The organism is Rhodococcus jostii NBRC 16295 (assembly GCF_001894825.1).
GTDB lineage: Bacteria > Actinomycetota > Actinomycetes > Mycobacteriales > Mycobacteriaceae > Rhodococcus_F > Rhodococcus_F jostii.
The window spans coordinates 44,550-70,552 of the sequence record NZ_BCWY01000010.1; the positions used below are offsets into that span (position 1 = coordinate 44,550).

Below are 26,003 nucleotides of genomic sequence, written 5' to 3' on the forward strand. Positions count from 1 at the left end.
TCAGCGCACCGAATGCGGCCGGTTCTCGCTGTCGTCGGGATCGGTGTCCCTTCCCGTGTCGGGTGCGGCGTGCCTCGGACGGCGACGCGACGTCTCGAGATGCGGTGCGATCGCGGCGAGCGCGTCGGGGGTCGTCATCGTCCAGTGCGTCGCATCGACCGGATGTTCGGCGATGGTCCCGCGCACGAAGTTGCCCCAGCAGGTCACCGGGTCGACGTGGAATCCGTCGTCGAGGGCGGCGGTGAAGAACACCAGATCTCCGTCGAACTCCCGCGGCCGGTGACCGTCGATCAGGTCCGGGGCGCGCAGTGCATTTGCGTAGATCCGGTCGAGTTGCGGCGCGGTCAGCTCCGCCAGCGGGCCGCCGACGACGCGCAGCAGCGCCGCGGCCCGCTCGGCGTCGAACTGCCCGTCCGGCGCGAGTTCGTCGAGAACACCCGGGTCCGGAAGGTCGAGGCCGACACCGCCGAGAAGGTCCGCGGTGGTCACGGAGTTCTCCACGCTCCGGTCGAGTCCGACGTAGCTGTCGAGCAGACCGAGGAGACGCACCTCTTCGCCGACGCCCTGCAACTGCACCGCCATCTCGTGGGCGATGACGCCGCCGAGCGACCAGCCCAGCAGGTGGTACGGGCCGTGCGGCTGGATGGACCGGATCTCCCGCACGTAGCGGGCCGCGAAGTCGGTGATCGTCTCCGGAACCGCACCGTCCTCGGTGAGAGTCGGCGACTGCAGGCCGTAGATCGGCCGGTCCTGGGTCAGCTCGCGGCTCAAGCCCGCGTAACTCCAGGCGAGCCCGATGAACGGGTGCACGCAGAACAGGGGGTCCGCCGCCCCCCTCGTGCGGATCGGGAGAAGTACGTCGAGCGACGCACCGCTGTCCCCCGCACCGTCGGGTGTCCAGCGCTGGATGCGGCGCCCCAGCGACTGCGGAGTCGGGTCGGTGAACATCCATTGCAGCGGGAAGTCGATTCCGAGCTCGACGCCGAGCGCGGACGCGACCCGGGTGGCGATCAGCGAGTTGCCGCCGAGGTCGAAGAAGCTGTCTTCGACTCCGACACGGTCGACGCCGAGCACGTCCTCGAACACCGCGACGACGGCACGCTCGGCCGCCGTTCGCGGCGCCTGGTACTCGGCGGCTGCGGAACGGACCGGCACGGGTAGCGCCCCACGGTCGAGTTTGCCGTTGACGGACAGCGGCAGGCCGTCGAGGTGCACCACGTGCGCCGGAATCATGTACGACGGAACCCGGGCAGCCAGGTGCGCACGCACGTCGGTCCAGTCGGCCGCGCTCCGTCCCACCAGATACGCCACGAGGGCTTCCTCGCCGCGGTCGTCGCGGAGCACCGCCACGACGGCCTGCGTCACCGCCGGATGAGTCTCGAGCGCGGTCTCGATCTCTCCCAACTCGATCCGCTGGCCGCGCAACTTCACCTGGAAATCCGTCCGACCCAGATACTCCAGCGCACCGTCGGTGCGGCGCCGCACCAGATCACCCGTGCGGTACATCCGCCCGCCCACCAGGCTCGGGTTCGCCACGAACCGCTCCGCCGACAGATCCGCCCGGTTCAGATATCCCCGCGCCAGCTGATCCCCCGCCAGATACAACTCCCCCGCCACCCCGTTCGGCACCGGATGCAAGCGGGCATCGAGCACATGCAACTGCGTGTTCCACACCGGACGCCCGATCGGCACCGTGTGCGTGTCCGCCGGACCCGTCTCCCAGTACGTGACGTCGACCGCCGCCTCCGTCGGACCGTACAAGTTGTGTAGATCCGCACCACTGACCGACCGGAACCGCGACACCTGCTCCGACGTCAACGCCTCACCCGAACAGAACACCATCCGCAACGACTCACACTGCGCCGCAGCAGGTTCCGCGGTGAATTCCGACAGCATCGACGGCACGAAGTGCATGGTCGTCACGTGACGTTCCTGCACGAGCCCCGTCAGGTACCGCGGATCGCGGTGACCGTCGGGTGCGGCGACCACCACGGTGGCACCCACCTGCAGCGGCCAGAACAGCTCCCACACCGACACGTCGAACGTCACCGGCGTCTTCTGCACCACGACATCCTCGCTGGTCAGCCCGTATTCGTGCTGCATCCACAGCAGGCGGTTCACGATCGCCCCGTGGCTGACCGCGACACCCTTCGGCCGGCCCGTCGAACCGGACGTGAAGATGACGTACGCCGTGTTCGCCGCGGTCAACGGCCACAGTCGGTCCATGTCGGTGACGGGTGTGCTGTCGTAGCCGGACAGGTCTTCGGCTGCGACGTCGATGACGGGGATCCTTCCCCCACCGGGGCGGGCGCCGTCACCGCTGACCAGCACACATGCCGGCCGCGCGGTGTCGACGATATGCGCAGTGCGCTCGGCCGGATGGTCGGGGTCGACCGGCAGGTAGGCGCCGCCGGCCTTCGCCACCGCATAGATCGACACCAGCAGATCGGTCGAGCGGCGCATCGCCACCGCCACCACCGCCTCGGGGCCGACGCCCTGCTCGATCAGGCGGCGCGCCAGCCTGTTCACGCGGGCGTCGAACTCGGTGTAGGTCAGCTCGTCCCTGTCGAAGACCACCGCGAGCAGGTCAGGGTCCGCGGCGACTCGTGCATCGAACAGCGAGGTCAGGGTGCCGGCGAGGACATCGTGCGACGTGGCGTTGGTGCCGGCGATCTGCTTCCGCTCACCGCTGCCGAGGACGTCGATGTCGCCGACGGCGGCGCCCGGGCTGTCGGTGGCCGCCCGCAGCACCTGCAGGAACCGTTGCCCGAACACGTGCATGGACGGCTCGTCGTACAGGTCGGAGGCATACGTGAGGCGGGCCGCCATCCCGTCCGGGCGGCCGTCGGAATCGAACTGCTCCATCAGGGTGAGTTGCAGATCGAATGTGGCGATGTCCACGTCGAAGTCGGCGCCGCTCACCGACAGGTCGCCCAGTTCCAGGGTGGCCTGTTCCAGGTTCTGGAACGCGAGCATCACCTGGAACAGCGGGTGCCGCCCGGTGGAACGCTCGGGGTTGATCACCTCCACCAGACGCTCGAACGGGACGTCCGCATGGGAGAAGGCGGCCAGATCGGTCTCCCGGACATCGGCGACGAGTTCGGCGAAGGTCCGGCTGCTGTCGACCTGCTGTCGCAGCACCAGCGTGTTGACGAACATGCCGATCAGGTCGTCGAGTTCGCGTTCACCGCGTCCCGCGACCGGAGTGCCGATCGCGATGTCACCCGCACCCGCGAGGCGGCTCAGCAGCACCGCCAGCGCCGAGTGCACGACCATGAACAGGGTGGCGTTCGCGTCCCGCGCCGCACCGAGCAGGCCGTGGTGCAGATCGGACGGCACGGTGAAGTCGACGGTGCCGCCTCGATACGACGCGACCGCGGGACGCGGCCGGTCGGTCGGCAGTTCCAGCTGACCGGGCGTGCCCGTGAGGGTGCGCGTCCAGAACGCGAGTTGCCGTGCGGCCACCGAGTCGGGATCGGTCTCGTCCCCGAGCAGTGCCCGCTGCCACAGTGCGTAGTCGGCGTACTGCACCGGCAGCGGCTCCCAGCCCGGCGCGGCGCCCGCCGACCGTGCCGCGTACGCCGTCATCACGTCGCGGACCATCGGCGCCATCGACCAGCCGTCGCCGGAGATGTGATGCACCACCAACACCAGCACGTGTTCGTTCGCCGAGATCCGGAAGATCCGGACCCGCACCGGAACTTCGGTGGTGACGTCGAAACCGGTGGTCACGAGGTCGACGATCAGGGCGGGTAGCGCCGATTCCTCGGTCGTGACGACCGGCAACTCGGTCCCCACCCGACCGACGGGCAGGATCACCTGGCGCGGGCCGTCGGCCGAGTCCGGGTACACCGTGCGCAGCGACTCGTGCCTGCCGACCACGTCGGTGACCGCGCGCTGCAGTGCGTCGACGTCCAGTGCGCCCGACAGCCGGACGGCCACCGGGATGTTGTGCACGGCGGAGTCCGGGTCGAACCTGTTGAGGAACCACATTCGGTGCTGCGCCGACGAGAGCGGTATGTGTTCGGGGCGCACCGCGGGCGCGAGTGCCGGTCTCGCGGCTGCGGTCGCGTCGAGCGAATCCAGCAGCGACGCAAGGGCGGAGACCGTGGGGGCCTCGAACAGGGAGCGGATCTCCACGCGGCGCCCGAGCCCCTCCGACAGCCGGGCGACCACCCGGGTGGCGACGAGGGAGTTGCCGCCCAGGTCGAAGAAGTTCGCGGCCGCCCCGACCTGTTCCACGCCGAGCACGTCGGCGAACGCCCCGGCGACGATCTCCTCGGTGGGTGTCGCGGGGGCACGGTATTCCACTGTCGCCGAGACGAAGTCGGGGGCAGGCAGGGCCTTGCGGTCGAGTTTGCCGTTCGTGGTCAGCGGCAGTGCCGCGAGCACGACGAGCGATGCGGGCACCATGTAGCTCGGCACGGCGTTGCCGACCTCGGCCAGCACCGCGGCCGGGTCGACAGTGACGCCGTCCTCGGCGACGACGTACCCGACCAGGGCGGTCCCGGTGTGCGGATCCTCGTGGGCGATCACGACGGCCTGTCCCACACCCGTGCTCGCCACCAGCGCAGCCTCGATCTCGCCGAGTTCGATGCGGAAACCGCGGACCTTCACCTGGAAGTCGGAGCGTTCGAGGTACTCGAGGACGCCCCGTCCCTCCCGGATGCGCCAGCGGACCACGTCACCGGTGCGGTACAGCCGCGCACCGGGCGCACCGAAGGGGTTGGCGACGAAGCGCTCGGCTGTCAGGTCGGTGCGACCCACGTACCCGCGGGCCAGTTGCTCACCGGCCAGGTACAGTTCGCCCGCGACCCCGACGGGAACCGGATTCAGCCGGGCGTCCAGCACGAACACCTGTGTGTTCCACTCGGGGCCGCCGATCGGAATGCTGTCGGTCTCGGTGGCGGTGTGGGTCCAGGCGGTCACGGACACGGCGGCCTCGGTGGGCCCGTACAGGTTGTGCAGCGCGACCGCGCCGAACAGGCGGCCGAAGCGGGCCGCGGTGTCGGCGGGCAGCGCCTCGCCGATGCACAGCACCCGGCGCAGGGCGGGCTGCTCCCCCGCGCCCGGGGTCGCCACGAAGGCTTCCAGCAGCGACGGCACGAAATGCGCTGTCGTGACCCGCTGCTCACGCATCAGGTCCGCCAGGTACGCCGGGTCGCGGTGACCGTCCGGGCGGGCGACGACGAGGCGGGCTCCGGCGGTGAGCGGCCAGAACAGTTCCCACACCGACAGGTCGAACGTGGCCGGTGTCTTCTGCAGCACGGCATCCGTCGTGTCGAGCGGGTATTCGTGTTGTTTCCAGCGCAATTGGTTCGCGATGGCGGCATGCGACACCGCGACACCCTTGGGTCGTCCGGTGGAGCCGGATGTGAAGATCAGATACACCGTGTTCTCCGGCCGCAGCGGAGCCGTCCGGTGCGCGTCGGTCACCGGCTCGTGCGGGCACCCGGTCAGATCGAGGGTGTCGATCTCGATCACGGGAACGTGCTCGGCGGTGAACCCGTCCGAGGACGTCGTGAGGATGCACACCGGTCGCGCCGTGTCGAGTACGTAGGCGAGGCGCTCGGCAGGATGGGTGAGGTCGATCGGCAGGTACGCCCCACCGGCCCGCAGCACCGCGTACATTCCGACCAGCAGTTCGATCGACCGGTTCATCGCCAGTCCCACCACGGATTCCGGTCCCACGCCGCGATCGATCAGCCGGTGGGCGAGCGCGTCGACTCGGCGGCCGAACTCCGCGTACGTGAGTTCGGTGCCGTCGAACGAGACCGCGACCGCATCGGGTGTGCGCGCCGCCTGGGCGGAGAACAGTTCGGTGAGCGTCGTCGGCGGCAGATCGACGGTGGTGTCGTTGAACTCGGCGAGGACGGAGTGCCGTTCGCTGCCATCCAGGAGGTCGATGGCACCGACCGCGATGTCCGGATTCCGGACGACCGACGCGAGGATGCGGGCGAAGCGTTCCGCGAACGTTCGCACGGTCGATTCGTCGAAGAGGTCGGCGGCGTAGGTGAACTGGGCCTCGATCACGTCCGGGGATCCGTCGACGTCATGCTTCTCCGACAGCGTCAGATGCAGATCGAAGTTGGAGATCGCGTTCGGCACGTCGAGCCCCTCGACGTGCAGGCCCGGCAGCTCGAGGGTCGTGGCGGCGAGGTTCTGGAACGAGAACGCCACCTGGAACAGCGGGTGGTGCGAGCGGGAGCGGGCCGGGTTCAGCACGTCGACGAGGCGTTCGAACGGAATGTCGGAGTGCGCGAACGCGCTCAGGTCGGTCGACCGGGCGACGTTCAGGCTGTCCGCGAACGAACTCGCGGGGTCGATCGGGGTGCGCAGGACCAGGGTGTTCACGAACATGCCGACGAGTTCGTCGAGGGATTCCTCGCCGCGGCCGGCGATGGGGGCGCCGATGGCGATGTCGGACTCGTTGCTCAGTCGTGCGAGCAGCACCGCGAGCGCGGTGTGCATCACCATGAACAGCGACGCATTCCGGTCCCGGGCGAGCGCCAGCAGTGCGCGGTGGGTGCCGGCGTCGATGGTGAACGGCACGTGCCCGCCCCGGTGGGAGGCGACCGCGGGCCGGGGACGATCCGCCGGCAGGGCGAGCCGATCCGGCAGGCCCTCCAGCGTGCGGGTCCAGTACCCGATCTGGGCGGTGGCCACCGATTCGGGATCGGCCTCGTCGCCGAGCAGGTCCCGCTGCCACAGGCTGTAATCGGCGTACTGCACCGGCAGCGGTGTCCAGCGGGGAACGTGGCCCTCGGCGCGGGCGGTGTACGCGAGCATGACGTCGCGGGCCAGCGGGGCGAGCGACCAGCCGTCACCGGAGATGTGGTGGGCCACCATCACGAGGACGTAGTCGTCGGCGCCGACGCGGTACATCCGCGCGCGCAGCGGCACGTCCGCGGTCACGTCGAAACCGGTCGTCACGAGCGCCGTCACCCGCTCGAGGATGTCGTCGGGGTGCGCCGGGACCGGGGTGAGGTCGGGCACCGCGTCACCGGCGGGCACGATCACCTGGTGCGGTCCGTCGGCGGAATCGGGGTAGACGGTACGCAGTGCCTCGTGCCGGCCGACGAGGTCGGCGATCGCGATCTGCATGGCGCGCACGTCCACCTCGCCCGACAGCCGGAGCGCGACGGGGAGGTTGTAGGCGGGTGATGCGGTGTCGAACTGGTTGATGAACCACATTCGCCGCTGCGCCGGCGACAGCGGAATGCGGTCGGGCCGGGGCTGCGCCGTCAGCGCGGGGCGGCGCACACCGTGGGTGGTGGTTTCGGTGATCCGCGCCGCGAGGGCCGCGACGGTCGGCGATTCGAACACCTCGCGCACGCCGACGTGGACGTCGACGGCGGCGTTGATCCGCGACACCACCTGGGTGGCGAGCAGCGAGTTGCCGCCGAGGTCGAAAAAGCTGTCGTGGATGCCGATCTCGGGCAAGGCGAGAATGTCCGAGAAGATGCCGGCGACGATCAGTTCCATCGGGTTCCGCGGCGCCTCGAAGACCCGCGCCGCCGCCGCGAAGACCGGCTGGGGCAGCGCGGCCCGGTCGAGTTTGCCCGCGGGGGTGAGCGGCAGGGCGTCGAGGAGGGTGACGGACGCGGGAACCATGTAGGCGGGCAGGGTCCGGCCGACGAAGTTCGCGACCTCGACCCGGTCCACGTCCTCGCCGGTGAACGGCAGCACGTACGCGACGAGGGAGGTCTCCCCGTTCGGGTGCTCGTACCCGATCGTGGTGGCGTACTCGATCTGCGGGTGCGCGGTGAGCGCGGCGTCGATCTCGCCGAGTTCGATGCGGAACCCGCGGATCTTCACCTGGTGGTCGGTGCGGCCGACGAAATCGAGCACCCGGTTCTCCCGCCACCGGACGAGGTCGCCGGTGCGGTACATGAGTTCGCCGGGCTCCCCGAACGGATCGGCGACGAAGCGTTCGGCGGTCAGACCCGGTCGTCCGAGGTAGCCGCGGGCGAGGCTCGGTCCCCCGACGTACAGTTCGCCCGGCACACCCACCGGCACCGGACGCAGCCGCGCGTCCAGGACGAGGGCCCGCACTCCGCGGCTCGGGCCGCCGATGGTGACCGGTTCACCGGCCCGCAGCGGGTCGGTGATGGACGACATGATCGTCGCCTCACTGGGACCGTATGCGTTGACCATGCGTCGCCCGGGCGCCCAGCGGGCGACCAGTTCCGGTGGGCACACGTCACCCGCGACCACAACCACGGCCAGGTCGTCGAGCCCGTGATGGTCCACCGACGCCAGCGCCGCCGGCGTGGAGAACGCGTGGGTGACGTGTTCGGCGGCGAGGAGTTCCGCGAGTTCCGATCCGCCGTAGATGGTGGGCGGCGCGATGACCATCGTCGCTCCCGCGGCGAGCGCCATCAGCATCTCGAAGACGGACGCGTCGAAACTCGGGGAGGCGAAATGCAGTGTCCGCGAACGGGACGTCACACCGAGGAGCTCACGCTCGTCGGTCACCAGGTTCATCAGGCCGCGGTGCGTGACCGCGACGCCCTTGGGCCGGCCGGTGGATCCCGACGTGTAGATGACATAGGCCACCTGATCGGACAGGATCGGCCGCATGCGGTCGCGGTTGGTGAGCGGCAGCCGGGATTCGTGGGTGCAGCGCACCTCGAGCGCCGGGTCGTCCAGCACCATCCACCGGATCGAGTCCGGGAGGAGCCCCTGTTTCGCGGACACGGTGATCCCGACCATCGCCCCGGAGTCCTGCACCATGTGCAGGACGCGGTCGGCGGGATACCCGGGGTCGACGGGAACGAAGGCGGCGCCGGACTTCGCCACCGCCCACACGGCCACCACGGATTCGAACGACCGCGGCAGCGCCAGCACGACCCGGGTCTCGGGCCCCACTCCCCGGTCGACGAGCAACCGGGCCAACTGGTTCGACTGTTCGTCGAGATCCCGGTACGACAGGCTCTCGCCCCCGAAGACGACCGCCGGACCCTCGGGTGCCGCGGCGACGGCGCCGGCCAGGATCTCGGGCAGCAACTGCACCGGCCGGGCGTCGGCGCCGCGCACCGGGGTGAGCGCAGCATATTCCTCGTCGCCGAGGACGGGGATGTCGCCGATCGGCCGGTGCGGGTCGGCAACCACCGCCTCGAAGATCCGGCGCAGACGTGCCGCGTACTCGGACGCGGTGGATGCATCGAACATGTCCGTGGCGTAGACGATTTCAGCGTCGATCCCGGCGGCCTCGGCCCCGTCGCCCAGCCGCTCGGTGAGCGTGAAGTGCAGGTCGAACTTCGCGATGCTCACCGGGGCGGCGACCGGTTCCACGGACAGTCCGTCCAGTTCGAGTCGGTCGGCAGACACCGCGTCCACGCCGAGCGCCACCTGGAACAGCGGATGGTGCGAGGTGGAGCGGACGGGGCTCAGGACTTCGACCAGCCGCTCGAACGGCAGGTCGGAGTGGGCGAAGGCCTCGAGGTCGACGTCCCGGGCCTGCTCGAGCAGCGCCACGAACGACGCTCCCGGGTCCACCGTCGTGCGCAGGGCGAGGGTATTGACGAACATCCCGATGAGGTCGTCGAGTTCCGCCCGGCCACGCCCGCCGACGGCCGTACCGATGGTGATGTCGGAGGTGGTGCTGAGGCGACCCAGCAGCACGGCGAGGGCGGCGTGGGCGACCATGAAGAGGCTGGCGCCGTGCGCCCGGGCGAGCTCGACCAGGGCCCGGTGCGTGTCGGCGTCGAGGGTGAACCGCGTTGCCGCACCGTGATGGGACGGGACGGCGGGCCTGCCCCGGTCACCCGGCAGGAACAGCTGGTCCGGGACGCCGGCGAGCGACCGGGTCCAGTACTCCCGTTGCGCGGCGGCGAGGCTGGCCGGATCGGACTCGTCGCCGAGCACCGTCCGCTGCCACAGCGCGTAGTCGGCGTACTGCACCGGCAGCGGCGCCCAGTCGGGCGCCCGGCCCGCGGCGCGGCTCGCGTAGGCGATCATCAGGTCCCGGATCAGCGGTTCCATCGACGCGCCGTCGGCCGAGATGTGGTGGACGACGAGGGCGACGACGTGCTCGGTGTCGCCGAGCGAATACACCTTCACCCGCAGTGGCACGGCCTGGGAGACGTCGAACCCGGCCAGGAGGAACTCCTGGAGGTCCGCGTGCAGTGCGGCTTCGCTCACGCGGAGCGGTGCGACGTCGAGGGTGACCTCCCCGGGTTCGAGGATCACCTGGTGGGGACCGCCGCGCGTATCGGGGAAGACGGTCCGCAGCGATTCGTGCCTGCTGATCAGATCGTCGATCGCCGACGTCAGCGCCGCACGGTCGAGCGATCCGGTCAGGCGGACGGCCGCGGGCAGGTTGTACGTCGCCGACGAGGTGTCGAATTGGTTGAGGAACCACATCCGTTGCTGTGCGAGTGACAGCGGGATCCGGTCGGGACGCGGCTGCGGCACCAGGGCCGGTCCGGCGGAAATGCCGTCGCCGGACCCGGACATCCGCGGCGCCAGCGAATCTGCCAGCGCGAGGACGGTCGGGGCTTCGAAGACGTCACGCACCGTGACCCGGATGTCGAGGAGGGCGCCCACCCGGGCGGTCACCCGCGTCGCGGAGAGCGAGTTACCGCCTGCTTCGAAGAAATCCGTGTCGAGACCGATGTCCGTACCGCCCAGCACTTCGGCAAACGCATCCGCGATCGACCGCTCCAGTGCGTTCCGCGGCGCCCGGTACGCGATCTCCTTGGCTGCCGCGCCGAAGTCGGGCGCGGGCAGGGCGCCCCGGTCGAGTTTGCCATTCGGCGTCAGCGGGATGGTGTCCAGGAACACCAGCGCCGACGGAACCATGTACCCCGGCAATGTCTGACGCAGGAACGCGAGCAGAGCTGCCGGATCACGGTCGGCGCCCGCACCGACGAGCACGTGCGATGCCAGTCGTGTTTCCGAGGGCGACTCGTAGCCCAGGGTGGCAGCGAATTCGACGTCGGGATGCGCGTTGAGGGCGGCATCGATCTCGCCGAGTTCGATACGAAGGCCACGAACCTTGACCTGATGGTCGGAGCGGCCGAGGTATTCGATCGCATGTCCGGGGAGTGTGCCGTCGGTCATGCTGCCGGTCACACCGGAATGCACTGCGCGCCAGCGCACTATGTCACCGGTGCGGTACATCCGGGCACCGGCCGCCTCGAACGGACTGGCCACGAAGCGGTCTGCCGTGAGCGCGGCACGCTCGTGGTACCCGCGTGCCAGAGCCGGTCCCAGCAGATACAGCTCTCCCACGACACCGACCGGCACGGGCCGCAGCCTCGAATCGAGAACCACGGCGGCGACGCCGGGCAGTGGCCCGCCGATGGTGATGTCTCTGCCCGGGCCGAGCACCGAGCTGAATGTGGCGCCCACCGTCACTTCGGTGGGACCGTACCCGTTGACGAGTTCGATCCGGTCGGCCCACCGCGCCACCGTCTCCGGTGGGCAGGCGTCGCCGCCGACGACGATCGAGCGTAGGTCGTCCAGTCCCTCCGGGTCGACCGACGCCAGAGCGGCATTCGTGATGGTCATGTGCGTGACGCGCTCGGACTGCAGCACCTCGTGCAGCTCTGTGCCGCCGTACACACCGGGCGGACAGACCACCAGCGCGGCCCCGGAAGTGTGGGCCAGGAGCAGTTCGAGGACGGACAGGTCGAATGTCGGGGACGCGAGGTGCGCGACCCGGGACTCCGCGGTGGTCCGCACCGCGGTGGTATACGAGCCGGCGAGATTCGCAAGTCCGCGGTGGGAGACCACCACTCCCTTGGGCAGTCCTGTCGAACCCGACGTGTAGATGAGATAGGCGGGATGATCGACGTGCAGAGCGGCTGTGCGGTCCGCGTCCCCGACCGGCTCCGTGCTCGCCGAGGACAATTCGCGGAGCACCTCCGGGTCGTCGAGTACGAGCCAGTCGGTCACACCCGGGAGGTGTTCGGCGAACTCGGCGCGGGTGACACCGACGACGACTCCCGAATCCCGCAGAATGTGCGCGATGCGGTCCACCGGATGCGCGGGGTCGATCGGAACATAGGCCGCACCGGTCTTGGCAGCGGCCCACACGCACAGCACCGATTCGACGGAGCGCGGCAAGGCCACTGCGACGTAGGTTTCCGGGCCGACGCCCATCCCGATGAGTGCGCGTGCCAGCTGCGTCGATCGCCGGTCCAGCTCGCGGTAGTCGATCGACACACCGTCGAACACGAGCGCAGTCGAGTCCGGATACCGTTCCGCCGTCGCGACGAGCAGCTCGGGCAGAGTGGCGTTCGCGAGAGGCGGCCCGCCCCACACCGGTGCGAGGGACCGTTGCTCAGCGGCACCCAGGATGGCGATATCGCCGACGGCGATGTCGTCGGCGGCAGCGACCGCCTCGAGGATCCGCAGGAATCGGTCCGCGAATCCCGCGACCGTGGCGCGTTCGAAGAGTTCCGATGCGAACGTGAAGGCACCGGAGATCCCGTGGTGGTGTCCGGCGTCGTCCACGGTTTCGGCGAGCGCCAGATCCAGATCGAACTTCGCGATGTGGGGATCGAAGTCGACGGCCTCCACCACCAACTGCGGCAGTTCCAGCGTCACCCGTCGCAGGTTCTGGAAGGCGAACATCACCTGGAACAGCGGGTGCCGATCGGACGACCGGGTGGGACGCAGGATCTCGACGAGCCGGTCGAAGGGAACCTCTGTGTCCTGGAACGCCGTGAGATCGACATCGCGCACCTGTTCCAGGAGAGCGCCGAAACTCTCGCCGGGGTGAATCCGTGTGCGCAAGGCGAGGGTGTTCACGAACATTCCGACGAGCGGGTCGAGTCCCTCGTCGCCGCGGCCGGCGACGGGTGTGCCGATCACGATGTCCGTGCTGCCGCTGAGTCTGTGCAGGAGCGTCGCGAACGCAGCATGAACGACCATGAACAGCGTGGTGCCGCCCTTCTGGGCGCGCTCGACAAGCCCCCGGTGGGTGCCGGCATCGATCACGAAGTCCACCCGTTCGCCGCGGTGCGACGCTACCGCGGGACGAGGGTGGTCCGTAGGCAGATCGATTGCCTCGGGTGCACCGTCCAGAGCCGCACGCCAACGCTCGATCTGCTTGGCGGACAGACTGTCCGGATCGTCCTCGGCGCCGAGCAGTTCCCGCTGCCAGACACTGTAGTCGGCGTACTGGACGGGTAGCGGCTCCCAGGACGGCGCCAGCCCTTCCACTCGGGATGCGTATGCGGCCATCACGTCGGCGGCGAGCGGACCGAACGACCATCCGTCTGCAGCGATGTGGTGCGCGACGAGCAGCAGCACATGTTCGGAACGGTTCTCCCGGAACAGGTGGATTCGGAACGGGATCTCCCCGGTCACATCGAAACCTGCGGCCGCGTACTCGGCGATCCGGAGCATCAGCTGGTCCGGCGCGGTTCGGATCGGTGTGAGATCGAACTCTGCCGCGGCGGCCGGCAGGACCTCCTGATGCGCACCGTCCGCCGAACCCGGATACACGGTCCGCAACGACTCGTGACGTTCGAGAACGTCACCGAGCGCAGCACGCAAGGCCGGGACGTCGATCCGGCCCGACATCCGCAGTGCGAGTGGGATGTTGTACGCAGACGACGAAGGATCGAACTGGTTGAGGAACCAGATCCGCTGCTGCGCCAGCGACAACGGGATCCGTCCCGGACGCTCGCGCCGCGTCAGCGCGGGCCGCCCCGAGGACGCGTCCGGCCCCGACGTGGCCACTGCGGACACCAGCTGACGCACAGTGGGATTGTCGAACAGTGTGCGGACGGAGACACGGGTGCCGAACGCCGAACCGACCCGGGAAACCACCTGGGTGGCGGACAACGAGTTGCCACCGAGAGCGAAGAAGTTGTCGTCCACACCGATACGTGATTCGCCCAGCACATCCGCGAACGCTGCGGCGACGGCGAGCTCGTCCGCCGTTGCGGGTGCGGTGAATCGGGTGTGGCTCGCGAACACGGGCTCGGGGAGGGCGCGGCGGTCGAGCTTGCCCGCCGGTGTCAGCGGGATCGAGTCGAGAACCATGATCGAACCGGGGACCATGTGCGCAGGCAACGCCCCGCCGACGAATGCGGTCAGGTCGTCGACGTCGACGTCGTTCCCCGACGCAGCACAGACATAGGTGACCAGCGCTGTGACGCCGGATTCGGTGTCGTGCGCGACGGTCGCGGCGAACCCGACCGCAGAATGCGCTCGGAACACGGAGTCGATCTCACCGAGCTCCACACGGAATCCACGAATCTTCACCTGGAAGTCGCTGCGCCCGACGTATTCGATGACGTACGTCCCGGTGCGGGACTCGACCCACCGGACGAGGTCGCCGGTGCGGTACATCCGCCGGCCGGGTGCGCCGTGGGGGTTCGCGACGAAACGCTCCGCGGTGAGACCGAGGCGCTGGTGGTAGCCGCGGGCAAGCGCTGGTCCCGACACGTACAGCTCCCCCGGCACACCGGGGGGCACGGGATGCATCCGCGCATCGAGGACGAACGCCTCGACACCGCGCACAGGGCCGCCGATGGTCATCCGCTCGCCGAGCATCAGCGGTCCACTCTGCGTCACCATCATCGAGGACTCGGTCGGCCCGTATCCGTTGAACACTGCCCGCCCCGGTACCCAACGCTCGGCGAGGTCGGCACCCCAGGCCTCTCCGCCGACGACGATGACGGCGAGTTCATCGAGTCCCGTGGGGTCGACGGACGCCAACGCGGCCGGGGTGATGAAGGCGTGCGTGACTCTCTGCTCGCCCAGGAGTTCGGCGAGCTCCGTACCGCCGTACACCGAGTGGGGAACGACCACCATCGTCGCGCCCCTGCAGAAGGCCATCAGATACTCGAACACGGAGGCGTCGAAACTGGGTGATGCGAAGTGCAGGGTACGGGCGTCGGCGGTGAGTTCGTACTCGTCGGCCAGCTCGGTCAGGAGGTTCGCGAGCCCCGAATGTGTGACGGCGACGCCCTTGGGCAGTCCAGTGGATCCGGACGTGTAGATGAGGTAGGCGAGTTGGTCCGCGTGCATCCGTCCGAGGCGATCGGCCGCTGTCACCGCCGCCGGGGAATGGGACTCCACCAGCGCAGCGTGGTCGGGATCGTCCATCACGAGCCACCGTGTCGAGTCGGGCAATCCGCCTCGGAACTCGACCGTCGTGAGGCCGAGCGCGGCTCCCGAATCGCCGAGCATGTGTGCGATCCGTTCGGCCGGGTAGCTCGGGTCCACCGGCACGAACGCGGCACCTGTCTTGGCAACGGCCCAGACGGCGAGCACCGATTCGATCGAGCGGGCCAGCGCGACGGCCACGAACGTCTCGGGGCCGGCTCCGGCCTCGATCAATTCGCGCGCCCAGAGGTTGGATCTCCGGTCCAGTTCTCCGTAGGTCATCGAACGGCCGCCGAAGACGAGCGCAGTCGCGGACGGGTCGGCCGCCGACTCGGCCAGGACTTCGGGCAGCAGTCGAGTAGGTCGACTCGGAGCCCCGCGAACCGGTGCCAGGCGGGCCCTCTCGGCGTCGTCGAGGAGATTCACGTCGCCGACCACCGTGGTGGGGTCCGCGATCACTGTTTCGAGGATTCTCACGAGCTGCACCGCGTACCTGCGCACAGTAACGTCGTCGAACAAGTCTGCGGCGTAGGTGAACTCGGCGCGAATACCCGACGGAACGCCCGCGGGGTCGATGGTCTCGCCCAATGTCAGCTGCAGGTCGAATTTCGCGACGCGCGCGTCGATGTCCTCGACACGCACCCGGAGTCCGGGGAGTTCGATGTCGTCGAGTGCCGTCGGCTGCATCGACAGCGCAGTCTGGATGAGCGGGTGATGCGCGGACGTCCGCACGGGGTCGAGAACGTCGACGAGACGCTCGAAGGGGAGGTCCGCGTGGCCGAATGCCCCGATGTCGCCGTCGCGTACCCGCGTCAGCAACTCCGCGAACGTCTCAGCACCCTCGATGCGCGTGCGGAGCACGAGCGTATTGACGAACATTCCGACCAGGTTGTCGAGAGCGCGTTCACCACGTCCGGCGATCGGCGCTCCGATGGCGATATCGTCCGACGCGGACAAGCGGGCCAACAGGAGCGCGAAGGCGGCGTGCGCCACCATGAAGACCGTGGCTCCGTGTCCACGCGCCAACCGCTCGATGCCGCTGTGGATCTCGGGGGTGATGGTGAACCCCACGGATCCCCCGGCGTAGGACTGCTCGGTCCGGCGTTGGCGGTCGAAGGGGAGTTTCAGCTCGTCCGGGAGACCGTCGAGCGTCCGCGTCCAGTACTCGAGTTGGCGTCGGACGAGGGACTCCGGCTCGTCCTCGCTGCCGAGAACCGCCCTGTGCCACAGACTGTAGTCGGCATATTGGACCGCGAGCGGAATCCACTCCGGGCTTCGGGACTCTGCTCGGGCCGCGTACGCGGTCATGACATCCCCGCCGAGAGGTCCGAACGACCAACCGTCCGCGGCGATGTGATGCAGCGTGATCGCCAGGACATGGTCGCCGGGACCGGTACGGAACAGCGTGGCCCGTACCGGCAATTCCTCGGACACGTCGAACCCGCGCGACGCGAATGCGATCATCCGGGAATCGAGTTCGCCCTCCGGTACGTCCACGACCTCGAGGGGCATCGAGAGATCCGCCGCGGACACGACGACCTGAGCGGGTCCGTCCTCCGTGTCGGGGAAAACGGTACGAAGCGACTCGTGACGTCCGACGACGTCGTCGAGTGCCTGCGACAGCGCTGCGACATCGAGAGCACCGGACATGCGGACCGCGAGCGGCAGGTTGTACGCGGGCGAGGCCGGGTCGAACTGGTTGATGAACCACATCCGCTGCTGCGCCGGTGACAGCGGTATCCGGGCCGGTCGCTGCATCGCGGACAGCACCGGGCGCGCGCCTCTTGCGGCCGTGGGCTCGGCAAGGCGAAGAGCCAACTCCGCGACCGTGGGCGCGGTGAACACATCGCGCACAGACAGTCCGGTGCCCGACGACTCACCGAGCCGTGCCGCCACTCGTGTGACGGAGAGCGAGTTGCCGCCGAGGTCGAAGAAGTTGTCGTGCGCACCCACCCGGCCCGAACCCAGCACGTCCGCGAACACTGCCGCGACCGTGCGCTCGGCCTCACTTCGCGGCGCGATGTACTCGGTGGCAACGTGGAATTCAGGGGCGGGCAACTCCTTGCGATCGAGCTTCCCGCTGGTGTTCAGCGGGAACTCGTCGAGCACTGTGATCGCGGACGGCACCATGTACGACGGCAGGGATTCCGAAGCCTGTCGGCGAAGCTCCACACCGTCCAGCTCGCCTCCGGATGTACCGACGACGTACGCGACCAGATGATCGCCGACGGTGGTGTCGGAGTACACCGACACGACGGCACCGGTGACCGCCGGGTGCGACCGGAGCACTGTCTCGATCTCGCCGAGTTCGATGCGCTGACCACGGAACTTCACCTGGAAGTCGGTACGCCCGATGTAGACGAGCGCTCCCGCCGACGTCCATCGCACGAGGTCGCCGGTGCGGTACATGCGCTCACCCGTGCGTCCGAACGGGTTCGCGACGAATCGATCGGACGTGAGATCGACGCGGCCGAGGTATCCGCGTGCGAGCTGAGCACCGCCGAGGTAGAGCTCCCCCGGAACACCGACGGGAACCGGGTGCAGCCGGGAATCGAGCACGTAGGCCTGGGTGTTCCATTCCGGCACACCGATCGGCACGTTCGTGGTGTCGGCTTCACCGGTCTTCCAGTACGTCACCGACACTGCGGCCTCGGTGGGCCCGTACAGGTTGTGCAGTCCGGCCGCGGAGAGTTCCCGGAAACGCAGGACGGTCGCGGGCGGCAGCGCTTCGCCGATGACGAACACATGCCGCAGCGAACGGCACGACCCCACGGCGGCGGCAGCGACGAACACGTCGAGCATGGACGGCACGAAATCGGTGACCGTCACCGAACGCTCGTCGATGACCCGAGTCAGATAGGCAGGCTCTCGATGCCCGTCCGGAGTGGCCAGCACCATCGTGGCACCCACCTGCAGGGGCCAGAAGTAACCCCACAACGACACGTCGAACGTGGTTGCGGTCTTCTGCAACCACACATCCCGATCGGTGAGTGTGTACTCCGACTGCATCCAGAGCAGTTGATTCACGATGGCCGCATGCGGTACCGCGACTCCCTTGGGCCTGCCGGTGGAGCCGGACGTGTAGATGACGTACGCAGGGTGTGCAGGCCGCAACGGTTCGATACGTTCGGCGTCGGTCAACGGCGCCGCGGAGACACCCGAAAGGTCGAGAGTGTCGAGGTCCGACACGGGGATCCCGTTCGGCAGGTCCGGTCGGTCGGCCGAGGTGGTCAGCACGCACACCGGCTGTGCCGACCCGAGCACGTAACTCGTTCGCTCTGCCGGGTGATCGGGATCGACCGGCACGTATGCACCACCGGCCTTGAGTACGGCGTAGATTCCGACGACCAGTTCCAGCGACCGCCGCATCACCACGGCCACTCGGGTTTCGGGGGCCACACCCAGTGCGATCAGATGCCGGGCAAGCTGGTTCGCGCGCGCATCGAGGGCTGCGTACGTCAGTACGTCACCGTCGAAATCGACGGCAACAGCATCGGGTGTACGCGCCGCCTGCGCCTCGAACGACGTCAGCAGCGTCGACTCCGGCACGTGGTGGTCGGTGGCGTTCCAGTCGTGCATCACCCGCGCGTACTCGCCCGGGATGAATCCGGTGACCTCGGCTACCGCGGCGGAGGGCTCTGCGATCAACGCACGGATGACCGAATCGAGCCGCGCCGCAATCAGCTTCGCCTCGTCGCTCTCGAAGGTGTCCGGCAGGTAGGCCACCCCGAGCCGCAGGGTGTCGTCGACCTGGGCCATCAGGCTCAATGGGTAGTGGGTGACACTGTGCACCTCGACCGAGTCCACGCGCATACCGGCGATGTCGGTCTGCGCCTGCAGCGCCGCCTGATCCACGGGGTACGACTCGAAGACGGTGAGCGTGTCGAACAGCACCCCGACCCCCGCCTCGGCCTGGATTTCCGTCAGGCCGAGATAGTGGTGATCGAGCAAATCGGCCTGCTGCCCCTGCACCCGTGCCAGCAACCCGGCCACCGACTCGTCGGCGTCGATTCGTACCCGGACGGGGACCGTGTTGATGAAGAGTCCGACCATCGATTCGATCCCGGGGATGTGCGGGGGGCGGCCCGAGACGGTGGCGCCGAATACGACGTCGTCCCGTCCGGTAAGTCGCCTGAGCAGCAGGGCCCACGCAGTCTGGATCACCGTGTTCGGCGTGACGCCGTGCTGTCGGGCGAACGCCAGCAGCTCGGCGGTGTCCGCCTCGGAAAAGTGGATCGGAACTTCCTCCGGGTCCACCGTCACGGTGCCGCCGGTGCGGGCAGGCGCGAGCAGTGTCGGCTCGTCGAGGCCATCCAACGCGTGCGCCCACGCGGCCCGCGAGGCGGAGGGGTCTCGGCGGGCCAGCCAGTCGAGGTATTCCCGGTACGGCCGCACCGCCGGGAGCGCGGACTGATCGCCCGCGGTCGCGTAGAGCACCAGCAGGTCCTGGACGATCAGCGGGATGGACCATCCGTCGAGGAGGATGTGGTGGTTGGTCATCGCCAACTCGTACCGCCCTGCACCCGTGCGCACGAGCAGCAGACGCAGCAGCGGCGCGTCGGACAGGTCGAACGGGGCGGTCCGGTTCTCTGCGACCAGCGCCTCGAGTTCCCTTTCCCCGGAATCACTCTCACGGCCCGACAGGTCGACCACGGTCAGTGGGACCTCCACCCCGCGGAGGGGGATCTGCGCCGTGACGTCGCCGTCCTGCACGAACACCACCCGCAGGTTGGAATACCGCTCCAGGAGCGCAGCGGCGGCGGCCCGCATCCGATCCGCCGACACGTCGCCGAGCATGGTCATCCGCAGCTGAGAATGGTAGACATCGACACTGTGCTCGGCGGCCAACAGCGAATGGAAGTGGAAACCGGCCTGCAGCGGCGACAGCGCCCACACATCCTCGAGGGTCGGGTACGCCCGCTCCCAGACCTCGATCTGGGACTGGGTGAGCGCCACCGTACCGACGTCCGACGGGGTCAGTCCCCCACCGGATCCGGCGACGACGTGCTCGATCTGTGAGACGAGCGCCTGCTGCCACAGATCGACGAGTTCGCGAACGTCGTCGGCTGCGAGCAGTTCACCGGCGAACCGCACTGAAGCACCGAGTCGCGGTCCGGCATCGGTATCCGTCACTCCGACATTGATCTCGATCACTGCGGAAGCGCTCATCTCCGGATCGGTGTCACCCGAGAAGACGCGCGACGACGCAAGATCCGGCACCCAGCCGACCTCACGCATCTCCGGGGACAGATCGCCCATCCCGGTCTTTCCGAGGTAATTGAAGACGACCTGGGGCGGGTCGAATCTCGCGAGAACGGTGGCCGTCGCCGGATTGAGGTATCGCAGCAGCCCATACCCGACGCCCCGGTCGGGGACCGCCAGAAGTTGCTCTTTCACCGCCTTGATCGCGGCGCCGGCCGACGCGCCGCCGACGAGTGCGTCCTGTGTGTCCACCCCGTCCAGGGCGAGTCGAACCGGATACACGCTGGTGAACCAGCCGACGGTTCGAGACAGATCCGCGCCCGGCACGACCGACTCCTCGCGGCCGTGACCCTCGAGGGTGACGTATGCAGAGGCGGCGGGCACCCCGCGCGCACGGCGCCACTCGGTGAGGGCCACCGCGAAGCCGGCAAGCAGCGAATCACCGACCGAGCACCGGAAGGCCTCCGGCACGCGGGCCAGCAGCGTGCCCGTGATCTCGGTGGACAGCTCGACGTGCAGCTCCTGCGTGGTCGAGGTCCGGTCCCGCACCGGATCGAGAGCCCTGTCGCCGAGGAGCGGGTCCGGAGCGTCGACAACGCTTCGCCAGTAGTCGAACTGCGCGAGGGCGGACGGCTGACGGGCAGCCTCCGACAACCCGTGCGACCACCGCCGCAACGACGTGCCGACCTCCGGCAGGTTCGGAGCGTGACCAGCTGCGACGGCACCTCCCGCCGCAACGAGGTCCGGCACGAGGATCCGCCAGGACACGCCGTCGACGACCAGGTGATGAGCAACCACGAGGAGCCGCCCGGGGCGGGTCGCCCCGCGATCCAACCAGACGAACTGCGTGAGCACCGGGGTCTCGAAGTCGAACCGGTCGGCCGCGGCGGAGAGTTCGCGGTCGATCAGCGCATCGAAGGCTTCGTCGCCGAGGTCGGGATCCACCGGCACCGTCGTGACCAGTCGATCGGCGTCGACGGCACCGGCGGGCAACACCGAGTGACGCACGTCGGCACCGTCGCGGAGCAGTCGGGACCGCAGCGCGTCGTGCCTGTCGAGCACCGCCTGCACCGTCGCGACGATGTCCGATCGCTCGATCCCGGTCGGCAGCGTGAGTAGCACGGACTGCGAATACCGGCCCACCGGACCCGACCGGTCGAGCAGCGATCGGACAACCGGGGTCAGCTCGACGTTCCCCACGCCGCCACCCGCCAGTTCGGCGAGCGCGAGCGGGTCCACCGACGCGACGATAGCCACTTCGGCGAGCGCGGCAATGCTCTTGCGCTCGAACACGTCCCGTGGGGTGAATACGATCCCCGCGGCCTTGGCTCGCGACACCAGCTGGATCGACACGATGCTGTCGCCGCCGAGAGCGAAGAACGAGTCGTTCACCCCCAGGTCGTCGACGCCGAGCGCCTCCCGGAACAAGGCCGCGAGTGTTTCCTCCATCGGAGTACGTGGCTCCACTCGAGCGACCGCGACGTCACCGACGGCCGGGGCAGGCAACGCCGCGCGATCCAGTTTGCCGCTCGCGTTGAGCGGGAAGGCGTCGAGCGTGACGAACCCGTCCGGAATCATGTATTCAGGCAGCCGGCTCTCGGCATACGTCGTCAGTGCCTCTGTGTCGACCGTCGTGCCCGTACGTGTGACGAGATAGGCCACCAATTGTTCGCTCGCCGCTCCGGAGTACACGGTCACGACCGCCTGGGCAACGGAGTCCGCGGATTCGAGTACCGCCTCGATCTCACCGAGCTCGATCCGCAGTCCGCGCAGCTTCACCTGGAAATCGTTGCGGCCGAGGTATTCCAATTCGCCGCGGCTGTTCCAGCGAAGACGGTCACCGGTCCGGTACATCCGAGTGCCTGGCGCGTCGAAGGGGTTGGCCACGAACCGTTCGGCGGTGAGGTCGGGGCGTCCCGCGTATCCGCGAGACACCTGGGTGCCGGCCAGGTACAACTCGCCGGTCACTCCGGCAGGACTGGGGTGGAGCCGCTGGTCCAGCACGTAGGCTCGGGTGTTCCACACCGGTGTACCCACGGTGACGATGCCCGAGTTCGAGGTGTCCACCCATGAGGTGGTGGAGGCGGGCGCGACCTCCGCGGGACCGTACGCGTTGAGGACGGCAGCGTCGGAGACGGCCGCGAACCGCCGCGCCACAGTGACGGACAGTGCCTCGCCGCCGACGAACACGGTACGCAGCGACGAGAACCGGGACGGCACGATCACGTCGGTGAAGACGGCGAGCATCGACGGGACGAAATGTATCGCCGTGATCTGCTCGGTGTCGATCAGTTCCGCGAGGTAGTCGGGATCCTTGTGTCCGTCCGGTTCCGCGATCACGACGCGTGCTCCCACAGCCAGGGGCCACAACAATTCCCAGAGCGATGCGTCGAACGACTGTGGTGTCTTGACGGCAACCCGATCGGTCTCGTCCAGCGCGCCGAGAGACACCAGGAACCCGAAGTGGCTTCCGAGACCGGCGTGCGAGACGGCCACTCCCTTGGGTCGGCCGGTCGAACCCGAGGTGAAGATGACATAGGCGAGGTTGTCGGCCGCGAGAGGCCTCAGCCTGTCGCGGTCCGTCACCGGGGCATCGTCGAACCGGTCGAGTTCGAGACCGTCCATCGAGAGCACCCGGACTCCGGAGTCTGTCTCGAACTCGCCTCGAACTGCGGTCAGGACGAGAACCGGGTCGGCTGCCTCGATGACGTGGGCCGCTCGCTCCGCCGGAAGGTCGACGTCGAGTGGCACGTACGCCGCGCCAGTCCGCAGCACGGCGTGCAGGGCGATCAGAAACTCGATCGACCGGCGGGCCGCAACCGCGACAGTGGTTTCGGTTCCGGCGCCTTCGGCGATGAGTGTGCGGGCCAACCGGTTGACCCGCGAGTTGAATTCCCGGTACGTCACAGACACGTCGCGGTACACCACCGCCACCGCATCAGGTGTCCGTGCCGCCTGCTCGTCGTAGCGGGCGAGGTAGGGCCGCTCGCTCACCTCCACGTCCGTGGCGTTCCATTCGCGCAGTACGCGAACGAGTTCCCGTTGATCCAGCACCGGCAGGTCCCCCACCGCCGTGCCCGGATCGGCCAGCGCCGCCGCCACGATCCGCGCGAAACGGTCCGCGAACGACTCCACCGTGTCACGGTCGAACAGATCGACCGCATACGTGAACGCACCGGTGAGACCGGACACGGTGCCGCGCTCGTCTCGGATCTCGGTGAGCGTCACGTTCAGATCGAATTTCGCGATCTCCGGATTCATCTCGACGGCGCTCACCGTCAGCCTGGGCAGTTCCAGCACTCCCGCTTCGAAGTTCTCGTATGACAGACCCACCTGGAACAGTGGGTGACGGGCTGTGGACCGGGCGGGTTCGAGTACCTCCACGAGACGCTCGAACGGCAGATCGGCGTGCGCGAACGCGGCGAGGTCGAAATCCCGCACCTGTGCGAGCACGTCGGCGAATGACAGGTCGCCGGAAACTCGCGCGCGCAGGGTGAGAGTGTTGACGAACATGCCGACGAGGTCCTGCAGGGAGGGTTCGGCACGGCCGGCGACGGGCGTGCCGACGGTGACGTCCACCGCGTTCGACAGCCGTGAGAGCAGAACCGACAGCGCGGCGTGCCACACCATGAACGGCGTGGCAGCGGAGCGGGCCGCGAGGTCGGCGACGGCTTTCGCCGTGGCGGCGTCGACCGAGAACGGTACCGTCGCACCCGAATTCGTCGGCACGGCCGGGCGGGGCCGATCAGCGGGCAGCTCCAGCAGGTCGGGGATGCCGTCGAGCGCCGCGGACCAGAATTCGATCTGCTCGGCGGCCTGCGACCGACCGTCGGTCTCGTCGCCGAGAAACTCCGCCTGCCAGTAGCTGTAGTCCGCGTACTGCACGTCCATCGGCGCCCACGACGGTGCCCGCCCAGCCGTACGCGCCGTGTAGGCGAGCAGGATGTCACGTGCGAGCGGGGCCATCGACGATCCGTCGGCGGAGATGTGGTGCACCACCACGGCCAGCACGTGTTCGTCGACGGACAGTCGCAGCAATGCCGTGCGCAATGGCACCGCGGACGTGACGTCGAAGCCCCCGGTGGCGAGCGTCAGGAGTCGTGCCGGCAGCTCGGCCTCGGTAGTCGGCTGCACGTCGAGATCGAGCGACACCTCGTCGGCGCCGACGATCACCTGATGCGGGCCGTCCGTCGAGTCCGGATACAGGGTACGCAGGGACTCGTGACGGCCGAGGACGTCGCGGATCGCCGAACGCAGTCCGTCGCCGTCGAGCTTGCCGGACAGGCGCAGGGCGAACGGCATGTTGTAGGCCGCGGATGCGGTATCGAACTGGTTGAGGAACCACATGCGACGTTGCGCCGGGGACAGCGGAATCCGTCCGGCACGCGTGGCGGCGACCAGTGGGGCACGTGGTGCCGTCGGCACTGTTCCCTCGATACGCTCGGCGAGCGCTCCGACGGTGGGGGCGTCGAACAGGTCACGCAGGGCGAGCGGCGCACCCAGCTCGGCCCGAATACGAGAGGTGACCCGGGTGGCGACGAGCGAGTTACCGCCGACGTCGAAGAAGTTGTCCCGGACGCCGATACGGTCGAGACCGAGAACCTCGGCGAAGATCTCCGCGAGGTTGGCCTCGACGGACGTGCGCGGGGCCACGTACTCCGTGGCGGAGCCACCGAATTCGGGTGCGGGCAGCGCCTTGCGATCGAGCTTTCCACTCGTATTGAGCGGGAATTCGTCGACGACCATCAGCGCTGCCGGAATCATGTACGCCGGCAGGGACGCCGCCGTGCATTCTCGAAGTCGCGTGACATCGAGGTCGTGTCCCGGCTCGGGCACGACGTACGCGACGAGGTGATCGCCGGTGCCGGGATCGGAATGGACCAGCACGGCAGCGCTGGTGACCGACGGGTGTGCCCGCAGGACGAATTCGATCTCGCCGAGCTCGATGCGCTGGCCTCGGAACTTGACCTGGAAGTCGGTGCGCCCGATGTATTCGAGTGCGCCCGCCGATGTCCATCGCACGAGGTCGCCGGTGCGGTACATACGCAGGCCGGCAGTGAACGGATTGGCCACGAACCGGTCCGAGGTGAGATCGACGCGGCCGAGGTATCCCCGGGCCAGCTGCTCGCCCGCCAGATAGAGCTCACCGGCAACGCCGGGGGGAACCGGGTGCAGGCGCGAGTCGAGAACGTAGACCTGGGTGTTCCACTCGGGCACTCCGATCGGTACCGTGCCGGTGACCGTGGCCGCAGTGTCCCAGTACGTGACCGAGACTGCCGCCTCGGTGGGCCCGTACAGGTTGTGCAGTCCGGCATCGGACAGTGCCCGGAATCGCGTGACGGTCTCGGGGGGCAGCGCCTCGCCGATCACGAAGACGTGCCGCAGGGTGGCGCACGAGGTGGTGGGCACGGACGCGACGAAGGCGTCGAGCATCGAAGGCACGAAGTCGGTGACCGTGACACCGTGCTCGTCGATGACCCGGGCGAGGTACTCGGGGTCGCGGTGACCGTCCGGGGTCGCCAGCACCATCGTGGCGCCCGTGTGCAGCGGCCAGAAGTAGCCCCACAGCGACACGTCGAAAGTGGTTGCGGTCTTCTGCAGCAGCACGTCCCGTTCGGTGAGCGCGTACTCCGACTGCATCCACAGGAGCTGATTGACGATCCCGCGGTGCGGCACCGACACCCCCTTGGGCCGACCGGTGGAGCCCGAGGTGTAGATGACGTATGCGG

At 68.7% G+C, this 26,003-nt stretch carries 1 protein-coding gene (only partly in view); it reads right to left on the reverse strand.

Annotated elements, in window-relative coordinates:
• Window positions 1–26,003, reverse strand: partial view of a non-ribosomal peptide synthetase gene (locus RJ1_RS09280; protein WP_073359667.1) — the 3' portion only. 5,047 nt of this gene lie beyond the right edge of the window; only the last 26,003 of its 31,050 coding nucleotides appear in the window; the start codon falls outside the window, past its right edge; its stop codon occupies window positions 1–3.